This is a genomic window from Streptomyces thermovulgaris (assembly GCF_002155915.1).
Lineage (GTDB): Bacteria > Actinomycetota > Actinomycetes > Streptomycetales > Streptomycetaceae > Streptomyces > Streptomyces thermovulgaris.
The window spans coordinates 1-9,435 of sequence record NZ_MUME01000026.1 but is presented as its reverse complement, the minus strand read 5'-3'; the positions used below and the strand labels follow the sequence as shown (position 1 = coordinate 9,435).

Annotated in this window: 7 protein-coding genes and 3 pseudogenes; 6 read left to right on the top strand and 4 right to left on the bottom strand. The window is 72.0% G+C overall.

Going from position 1 to position 9,435, the window contains the following annotated elements:
- Positions 1-201: pseudogene (locus tag CCN35_RS03330) on the bottom strand (DUF4190 domain-containing protein); the annotation flags it as partial.
- Between the two features lie 123 nt (positions 202-324).
- Between CCN35_RS03330 and CCN35_RS03325 the strand changes: the two are divergent.
- Positions 325-1,473 carry an adenosine deaminase gene (locus CCN35_RS03325; protein ID WP_236560633.1) on the top strand — a complete coding sequence of 383 codons (1,149 nt, stop codon included), beginning with the start codon at positions 325-327 and terminating at the stop codon, positions 1,471-1,473.
- Positions 1,470-2,180, top strand: a complete 711-nt coding sequence (locus CCN35_RS03320; protein WP_067395531.1) for a glycerophosphodiester phosphodiesterase — start codon at positions 1,470-1,472, stop codon at positions 2,178-2,180. Before CCN35_RS03325 ends, CCN35_RS03320 begins: the two co-directional genes overlap by 4 nt.
- 42 nt (positions 2,181-2,222) lie before the next feature.
- Here CCN35_RS03320 and CCN35_RS03315 read toward each other — a convergent pair.
- From CCN35_RS03315 to CCN35_RS03305, 3 genes and pseudogenes are all read right to left on the bottom strand, one after another.
- A pseudogene (locus CCN35_RS03315) lies at positions 2,223-2,764 on the bottom strand (HXXEE domain-containing protein).
- 45 nt (positions 2,765-2,809) lie between these two features.
- Positions 2,810-4,009 carry a polyamine ABC transporter substrate-binding protein gene (locus CCN35_RS03310; protein WP_067395542.1) on the bottom strand — a complete coding sequence of 400 codons (1,200 nt, stop codon included), beginning with the start codon at positions 4,007-4,009 and terminating at the stop codon, positions 2,810-2,812.
- 226 nt (positions 4,010-4,235) lie between these two features.
- A complete protein-coding gene (locus CCN35_RS03305) occupies positions 4,236-5,675 on the bottom strand; it encodes a gamma-aminobutyraldehyde dehydrogenase (RefSeq protein WP_086791450.1) in 1,440 nt (479 codons plus the stop codon).
- A gap of 186 nt (positions 5,676-5,861) precedes the next feature.
- Between CCN35_RS03305 and CCN35_RS03300 the strand changes: the two genes are divergently transcribed.
- From CCN35_RS03300 to CCN35_RS03285, 4 genes and pseudogenes are all read left to right on the top strand, one after another.
- Entirely contained in the window at positions 5,862-6,359 is a 498-nt protein-coding gene (locus CCN35_RS03300; RefSeq protein ID WP_086791452.1) for an Lrp/AsnC family transcriptional regulator, read from the top strand.
- A complete protein-coding gene (locus CCN35_RS03295; protein WP_079129758.1) occupies positions 6,344-7,723 on the top strand; it encodes an aspartate aminotransferase family protein in 1,380 nt (459 codons plus the stop codon). Before CCN35_RS03300 ends, CCN35_RS03295 begins: the two co-directional genes overlap by 16 nt.
- A 282-nt stretch (positions 7,724-8,005) precedes the next feature.
- Positions 8,006-8,749 (top strand): ABC transporter ATP-binding protein, encoded by a 744-nt coding sequence (locus tag CCN35_RS03290; protein ID WP_086791448.1) that lies wholly within the window; start codon positions 8,006-8,008, stop codon positions 8,747-8,749.
- Positions 8,731-9,435: pseudogene (locus CCN35_RS03285) on the top strand (hypothetical protein); the annotation flags it as partial. The gene CCN35_RS03290 and the pseudogene CCN35_RS03285, both read left to right, overlap by 19 nt.

Genomic DNA, 9,435 nt, shown 5'->3' with positions numbered 1-9,435 from the left:
CGGCATGGAGGTCACCGTCATCTGGTCGTGCAGGGACGGCGACGGCGGCGGGAAGGCGGGCGGCTGGTTCTGCGCGGGAGGCGCGTCCGACGGCTGGGGCGGTGCGGACGGGTTCTTCTCCAGCGAGGGCTTGTCCGCGGGCGGCGCCCAGGGGTTGTCCTCGGCCCCCGTGCTCCCGCCGGTCTGTATTCCGTCCGTCATGTACCTGTCTCCCCCCATCGGTCGTTGGCCCGGCCATGCTATCGGCCTTTCCGCCCCGGCTCCGACTCCGGGGGAGACCCGGCGGCCCCGGCCGGGCAGGACGGGGCGGACGGGGCGCCTACCATGGCCGTGCTCACCGATCAGCCGATCAGCCGCGCCGCGCCCGCGGCGCCCGTCCCGGGGAGGGGACCCTTGACCGCCCAGCACGCACCGCGCGACCGGCATGCCTTCATCGCCGGTCTGCCCAAGGCCGAACTGCATGTGCACCACGTCGGCTCCGCCTCCCCCCGGATCGTCTCCGAACTCGCCGCCCGTCACCCCGACTCCAAGGTCCCCTCCGACCCCGAGGCCCTGGCCGAGTACTTCACCTTCACGGACTTCGCCCACTTCATCGACGTGTACCTGTCGGTCGTGGACCTGATCCGCACCCCGGAGGACGTCCGGCTGCTGACCTACGAGGTGGCCCGCGACCTGGCCCGCCAGCAGGTGCGCTACGCCGAGCTGACCGTCACGCCGTTCTCCTCCACCCGCCGCGGCATCGACGAGCGCGCCTTCATGGACGCGATAGAGGACGCCCGCAAGGCGGCCGAGGCCGAGTTCGGGACCGTGCTGCGCTGGTGCTTCGACATCCCCGGGGAGGCCGGGCTGGAGTCGGCCGAGGAGACCGTCCGGCTCGCCACCGACGACCGGCTGCGTCCCGAGGGGCTGGTGTCGTTCGGACTCGGCGGGCCCGAGATCGGCGTACCGCGGCCGCAGTTCAAGCCCTACTTCGACCGCGCCCTGGCCGCCGGGCTGCACTCGGTCCCGCACGCCGGCGAGACCACCGGCCCGCAGACGGTGTGGGACGCGCTGCACGAGCTGCGTGCCGAGCGCATCGGCCACGGCACCAGCGCCGCGCAGGACCCGAGGCTGCTCGAGTACCTCGCCGAGCACCGGATCGCGCTGGAGGTGTGCCCGACCTCCAACATCGCCACCCGGGCCGTGCGCACCCTCGACGAGCACCCCCTCAAGGAGTTCGTCCGCGCCGGACTCCTCGTCACGATCAACTCCGACGACCCGCCGATGTTCGGCACCGACCTCACCAACGAGTACGCCGTCGCCGCCCGTCTCCTCGACCTCGACGAGCGGGGGATCGCCGAGCTCGCCAAGAACGCGGTGCACGCCTCCTTCCTCGACGAGGCCGGCAAGGCGCGCATCGTGGAGGAGATCGACGCCTACACCGCGCAGTGGCTCGCGGCCGGCCCCCAGGTCCCGGGCCCCCGGACGCCATGAGCCCCGTGCGGACCGTGACGGCCGTGGCGCACCGCGGCGACCCCTACCGCTTCCCCGAGAACACGGTCGACTCGCTGCGTTCCGCGCTCGACCGGGGCGCGGACGCGGTCGAGATCGACGTGCGTCTGACCCGGGACGGCGTTCCGGTGCTGCTGCACGACGCGTCGCTGAAACGGCTGTGGGGGCACGACCGGCCGCTGGAGTCGCTGTCCGCGCAGCAGGTGCGCGAGCTGACCGGCGGCCGGGTGCCCACGCTGGAGGAGGCGCTCGCCGCGACGGACGGCAGCCGGGTGCTGGTCGACCTGCCGGGCCCGGCCCGTCCGCGGGCGCTGCGGCGGATCGTCGGCGTGGTCCACGCGTGCGGGGCCCAGGAGCGCGTGTACTACTGCGCGGGCGCCGAGACGATGCTCGCGATGCGCGCCGCCGACCCCCGTGCCGAACTCGCCCTGACCTGGACCACGCTGGCGCCCCCGCGTGCCGGGCTGCTGGACGCGGTGCGCCCGCGGTGGCTGAACTACCGCTTCGGCCTGGTCACCCGCGAGCTCGCGGCCCGTGTCCACCGCGACGGCTGTCTGCTGTCCGTCTGGACCCCCGATACCCGCCGCTCCCTGCGGCGCCTCCTCGGGCTCGGTGTCGACGCGATCACCACCAACCGCGTCGACCTGCTGTGCGCGCTCCTTCGCAGGCCGGCCGCACCATCCGCCTGACCGCGGCCCGCCGCGTCCTCGCCCCGGTCGCCGGGCCGGTCCTCAGCTCCTGCTAAGCAGGCGGCGGGCCACCGTGTGCGACGCCACGGTGGCCGCGCCCGCCAGCCCGAGGCCGAGGGCCAGGTCCCGGGCGCGGGTGGGGCGCAGGACCCCGGCACGGCGCAGCCGGGACCGGGCCCAGAGGGCGAAGGGGACGACCACGACGGGCGAGGTGGCCGATCCCGGTGTGTAGCCGCGGAACGCGGCGGCCTGGGCCAGGTGGGCCAGACCGTGCAGCCCGAAGCCGTCCAGGGCCGTCTGGAAGGCGGCGGACCGGCCGCCGGTCGCCGCGCCGGCGGCGGACACGGCGGCGACCATCGTGCCCATCACGCCCACGGCCGCGGCGAACTGCCGTCCGTCCAGGGACTCGGCCCGCCGCCACACCGCCTCCGGCACCGCGGGGAACCGTTCCGCAGCACCGGCACGTTGCGCCGCAGCCATCCCGGCACGGCAGCCAGCTCCTCGAGGTCGTGCAGGGCCCAGGCCGCCGGCAGTCCGAGGGTGACGGCGGGGCCCACGTGGTGATCGCTCGGCTTGTGCGTCATGGAGCGAGTCTGCAGCGGTTCTCCGGTCCGCGGGGCCGCAACGGTCTACATGCCCACGATCGCGTTCCAGCGCTTGGTGAACTCCCTGCGTTCCCCGGGGGCGATGTTGCGGGCGACGGCGAGACGTCTGCGCAGGTCGGCGTCGGGGAAGATCAGCGGGTTCTCGGCCAGGGCCGCCGTCTCCTCGTCCTTGGAGCCGGCGAGCACGTCCCGGGCCGCCGGGACCGGGCAGATGTAGTTCACCCAGGCGGCGAGCCGTGCGGCGACCTCGGGCTCGTAGTAGTAGTCGATCAGCCGTTCCGCGTTGGCCTTGTGGCGGGCCCGGTTGGGGATCATCAGGGAGTCCGACCACAGTTCGGCACCCTCCTCGGGCACGACGAAGCGGATGTCGGGGTCGTCCGCCTGGAGCTGGATCACGTCGCCCGAGTAGGCCTGGCAGGCCAGGACGTCGCCGCTGACCAGGTCCTTGGTGTAGTCGTTGCCGGTGAAGCGGCGGATCTGGCCCCTGCGGACCTGCCGTTCCACCTGGTCGCAGACGGTGTGGAAGTCGTCGGCCGTCCACCGGGTGATGTCCACGCCGTTGCCCTGCATGAGCAGCGCGAACGCCTCGTCGACCCCGGAGAGCAGGGTGACCCGGCCCTTGAGGTCGCTCGCCCACAGGTCGGAGACCTGGCGGATCTCGCGGCCGAGCCTGCGGCGGTGGTAGGCGATGCCGGTGATGCCCGACTGGTAGGGCACGGTGAATCTGCGGCCCGGGTCGAAGGCGGGCGAGCGCAGCAGCGGGTCGAGGTGCCGGGTCACATGGGGCTGGCGGGAGCGGTCCATCTCCTGCACCCAGCCCAGCCGGACGTAGCGGGCGCACATGTGGTCGCTGACCACGATGAGGTCGCGGCCCGTCTGCCGGCGGTTCATCAGCGAAGGGCTGATCTTGCCGAAGTACTCGTCGTTGTCGTTGATCTCCTCGATGTAGTCGACGGAGATGCCCGTGCGCTTCTCGAAGGCCTCGAGGGTGGGCCGTTCGGCCGGGTTGTCGTCGTCGGTGTCGATGTACAGCGGCCAGTTCGCCCAGACCAGCCGGCGGTCGGTGGCGGAGACGTCCGGGACCGCGCGGTCGCCGGGTTCGACGTAGGCGGAGGGCACACCGCATCCGGCGAGCGCGCCGAGGGCGCCGAGGGCGGCCGTCCGGCCCAGGGTGCGCAGCAGGAAGCGGCGGGTGGGTGCGGGCGTCGTCGGGGTCCGGGGCACGTCGTGACCTTCTTGTGCGCGTTCTTGTTCGCGTTCTGACAATGGGCGCGGTGGCCGGCGGCCCCGGACGAGGCGGACGTCCTGCCGGTCCCCCGCGGCGCGAGGGCACGGCCGCGGCCCCGGACGGTCCGTGCTCCGTCCGGGGCCACGGGTGCGCATGCCGGTGCGGCCGGCCGGCCGCACGGTCACCGCTCGTCCGGCCGCCGTCGGCCGGTCCGCCGGCGGATCAGGCGTTCAGCGACGTCATGACGTGCTTGATCCGCGTGTAGTCCTCGAAGCCGTACGCCGACAGGTCCTTGCCGTAGCCGGACTTCTTGAAGCCGCCGTGCGGCATCTCGGCGACCAGCGGGATGTGGGTGTTGATCCACACGCAGCCGAAGTCGAGCCTCTTGGACATCCGCATGGCGCGGGCGTGGTCCTTGGTCCACACCGAGGAGGCCAGGGCGTACTCGACGCCGTTGGCCATCTCGACGGCCTGCTCCTCGTCCGAGAAGGACTGGACGGTGATGACCGGGCCGAAGACCTCGTTCTGGATGATCTCGTCGTCCTGCTCGAGGCCCGAGACGACGGTCGGGGCGTAGAAGAAGCCCTTGTCGCCGACCCGGTGGCCGCCGGTCTCGACCTTGGCGTGGGCGGGCAGGCGCTCGATGAAGCCGGCGACCCGCTCGAGCTGCTGGGGGTTGTTCAGCGGGCCGTAGAGGACGTCCTCGTCGTCCGGCTGCCCGGTCTTGGTCTCGGCGGCGGCCTTGGCGAGCGCGGCGACGAAATCGTCGTGGACGGACTCGTGGACCAGCACACGGGTGGCGGCCGTGCAGTCCTGGCCGGCGTTGAAGAAGCCGGCGACCGCGATCTCCTCGACGGCCTTGTCGATGTCGACGTCCTCGAAGACCACGACCGGGGCCTTGCCGCCGAGCTCCAGGTGGACCCGCTTGAGGTCCTTGGCGGCGGACCCGGCGACCTCCATGCCGGCCCGTACGGAACCGGTGATGGACGCCATCGCCGGGATCTTGTGCTCGACCATCATGCGGCCGGTCTCGCGGTCGCCGCAGATGACGTTGAAGACGCCCTTGGGCAGGATCGAGCCGAGGATCTCGGCGATCAGCACCGTGGAGGCGGGGGTGGTGTCCGACGGCTTCAGCACGACCGTGTTGCCCGCCGCGATCGCCGGGGCGAACTTCCACACGGCCATCATCATCGGGTAGTTCCACGGCGCGACCTGGGCACAGACACCCACCGGCTCACGGCGGATGATCGAGGTCATGCCCTCCATGTACTCGCCGGCCGAGCGGCCCTCGAGCATCCGCGCCGCACCCGCGAAGAAGCGGATCTGGTCGACCATCGGCGGGATCTCCTCGGTGCGGGTCAGCCCGACCGGCTTGCCCGTGTTCTCCACCTCGGCCGCGATCAGTTCCTCGGCGCGCTCCTCGAAGGCGTCCGCGATCTTCAGCAGGGCCTTCTGACGCTCGGCCGGGGTGGTGTCGCGCCAGCCCGGGAAGGCTGCCGCGGCGGCGGCCATGGCGGCGTCCACATCCGCCTGTCCGGACAGCGGCGCGGTCGCGTACGCCTCGCCCGTCGCAGGGTTCACCACCTCGGTGGTCCGTCCGTCGGCGGCGTCCCGGAACTCACCGTCGATGTAGTTGCGCAGACGACGCAGCTCGGTGCTCACTGCCGGCCCTCCTGATCCTGTTCAAGCTGTCCAGTGGCTGAGACATCCACCCTAGCCCGCGCTCTGACGTTTTCAACAGCCACGCCGCTGGAACTTCTGCGAAATCCGCAAGTCTCAGTCTCATATACAACGGATTTCATTGAATCAACCTTGCGAAACTGACGAGACCTCGTGCAGAGTGTGGTCGTGCCCAGTCGAAGCGCAGACTCCAAGGACTCCCGTGAACCGCGGAACGGCCACCACCTGGACGCCGTTTCCCTCGCCATCATCGAGCAGCTGCAGGAGGACGGCCGCCGGCCGTACGCCGCGATCGGCAAGGCCGTCGGCCTGTCCGAGGCGGCCGTGCGCCAGCGCGTCCAGAAGCTGCTCGAACAGGGCGTGATGCAGATCGTCGCCGTCACGGACCCGCTCACCGTGGGCTTCCGCAGACAGGCGATGGTCGGGATCAACGTCGAGGGCGACTCGGAGGTCGTGGCGGACGCGCTGACCGACATGCCGGAAGTCGAGTACGTGGTGATGACCGCGGGCTCGTTCGACATCCTCGCCGAGATCGTCTGCGAGGACGACGACCAGCTGCTGGAGGTCATCAACAAACGCATCCGGGCCCTGCCCGGCGTGCGCTCCACCGAGAGCTTCGTCTACCTCAAGCTCAAGAAGCAGACCTACATGTGGGGAACCCGATAACCGTGAGCAAGGATCTCAGCCGTACCGCGTACGACCACTTGTGGATGCACTTCACCCGCATGTCCTCGTACGAGAACTCCCCCGTGCCGACGATCGTGCGCGGTGAGGGCGCCTACATCTACGACGACAAGGGCAAGCGCTACATCGACGGTCTCGCGGGTCTGTTCGTGGTCCAGGCCGGTCACGGCCGCGCGGAACTGGCCGAGACGGCGGCCAAGCAGGCGCAGGAGCTGGCGTTCTTCCCCGTCTGGTCCTACGCCCACCCCAAGGCCGTGGAACTCGCGGAACGCCTGGCCGGCTACGCACCGGGCGACCTGAACAAGGTCTTCTTCACCACCGGCGGCGGCGAGGCGGTGGAGACCGCCTGGAAGCTCGCCAAGCAGTACTTCAAGCTGATCGGCAAGCCCACCAAGCACAAGGTCATATCCCGTGCGGTCGCCTACCACGGCACCCCGCAGGGCGCCCTGTCCATCACCGGCCTGCCGGGCCTGAGGACGCCGTTCGAGCCGCTGGTGCCGGGCGCGCACAAGGTCCCGAACACCAACATCTACCGCGCTCCGGTCCACGGCGACGACCCCGAGGCCTTCGGCCGCTGGGCCGCCGACCAGATCGAGCAGCAGATCCTCTTCGAGGGCCCGGACACGGTCGCCGCGGTCTTCCTGGAGCCGGTGCAGAACGCCGGCGGCTGCTTCCCGCCCCCGCCCGGCTACTTCCAGCGGGTCCGCGAGATCTGCGACAGGTACGACGTCCTGCTCGTCTCGGACGAGGTCATCTGCGCCTTCGGCCGCCTGGGCACGATGTTCGGCTGCGACAAGTTCGGCTACGTCCCGGACATGATCACCTGCGCCAAGGGCCTGACCTCGGGCTACTCCCCGCTGGGCGCCTGCATCGTCTCCGACCGCCTGGCCGAGCCGTTCTACCGGGACGGCAACGTCTTCCTGCACGGCTACACCTTCGGCGGCCACCCGGTCTCCGCGGCGGTGGCCCTGGCCAACCTCGACCTGTTCGAGCGGGAGAACCTCAACCAGCACGTGCTGGACAACGAGGCCGCCTTCTTCTCCACCCTGCAGAAGCTGCACGACCTGCCGATCGTCGGCGACGTCCGCGGCAACGGCTTTTTCTACGGCATCGAGCTGGTGAAGGACAAGGACACCAAGGAGACCTTCGACGAGGAGGAGACCGAGCGGATCCTGTACGGCTTCCTGTCCAAGGCGCTGTTCGACAACGGCCTGTACTGCCGCGCCGACGACCGCGGCGACCCGGTCGTCCAGCTCGCCCCGCCGCTGATCTCCACCCAGGAGACCTTCGACGAGATCGAGCAGATCCTGCGCGCGACCCTGACGGAGGCGTGGGCCAAGCTGTGACCGGCACGCCTCTTCCGGCACGGGTGTCTGCCGGGAGCAGTCGGCCAGGTACCTCCGATCAGATGATGATCGCGGCCCCGGTGCCCGCCGTTCGTGTGAGAAACGGCGGCCCGGGGCCGTGTGCTGTCCGGGCTCCCGGTGCCGGCTGCCTAGCGTTCCGGTAACCGATCGGCTCCGCCTTCGTTCCCCCGGACGGGGGATTCGCAGGAGGGTCCCACGGGCCCGCGCGGCATCCGCGCGACGGTCCGCGCGGCATTCGAGCTCCGAACCGAGGTGTACGCCATGGACGCCCCACCGGACAACGACGTGCTCTGGGCGCGTGCCCTGCACTACACCCACAAGGACGGCTCGCCCGGCCTGGAGGACGTCTCGCTCGACGTCCGGCAGGGCGAGATCCTGGCCGTCGCCGGACCGCGCGGCAGCGGCAAAACGACTCTGCTGCGGTGCCTGTCCGGGATGGAGCGGGTGCGGCAGGGCGAGGTCTGGTTCGACGGCGCTCCTGTGCACACCCTCGGTCCGCTGGCCCGCGAGCGGCTGCGCCGCAACCGGTTCGGCTGGATCGACCCCGTGCCGGTGCTCGTGCCGGAGCTGACCGTCTGGGAGAACACGGCCCTGCCCCTGATGCTGCGCGGCGCCGGCCGGCGCCAGGCCAAGGCGACCGCCCAGGAGTGGCTGGACCGTCTCGACATCGGCGACCTGGCCCGCAAGCGCCCGCACCGGCTGCGCCAGGCCGAGCGGCAGCGCGCCTGCATCGCCCGCGCGCTCGCCCCGGCCCCCACGGTGCTGTTCGCCGACGAGCCGGCGGCCCCGCTGCACCGGGCCGACCGCGTCCATGTGCTGCGCACGCTCACCACGGCGGCCCGTTCGCACGGCATCACCGTCGTGCTCGCCACGCACGACCCGGAGACCGCGGCCGTCGCCGACCGCACGGTGGCGCTGCTCGACGGGCGGCGCGTGCAGAGCGTGCACCTGCCCCCGGTGGACGACGCGACGGAAGGCCGGGCCACGTGCTCGCTCTCCGTCTGATCCACCTCGCCCGCCCGGCCGTCCAGCTGCGCCGTCTGGCCGTGGCGGCGGCGTCGGCGGGCACGGGTTTCCTGCTGCTGTGCTGCCTCGGTTACGCCCTGGGCCACCCGGAGCAGTCGGCCGCCGCGGTGCGGCGCCTGTCCTGGTGCGTGATGCCCCTGGCCGCGACGGTGTATCTCGCGATCGCGGTGGCCCGCACCGACCCCGGCACCCGCCCCCGGCCCGGACTGTCGGCACTCGGGCTCGGCCCCGGCCGTCTGATGGCCGTCTCGGCGGCCACGACGGCCCTGTCCTGCGGGTTCGGCTCCCTGCTCGCGCTGCTGGCCTTTCTGCGTCTGCGCGGCGACCTGACGGGCCGGCCGTACCAGGGCGCGGGGGCGGACGCCCTGGCCGCCGGGCACCCGCTGCCGGTGGCGGGGACGCTGACCCTGCTGGCCGTCGTCCCGGTGCTCGCCTCGGTGGCGGTGGGGCTGGTGCTGCGGCCGCGGGAGGACCGCGCCCGGCCCCCGCGCCGCTCCGCGGGCGGCGGTACGGCCGACGCCCCTGCCCCCGCGCACGCCGGCCGGGCGGCACATCCGCGTGTCGACGCCCTGGCCCGCGTTCCGGCGGGCGGCCCGGCACGGATGTCCCCCGACGCCCCGGCACAGGTGTCCTCCGACGACCCAGCACAGGTGTCCTCCGACGAC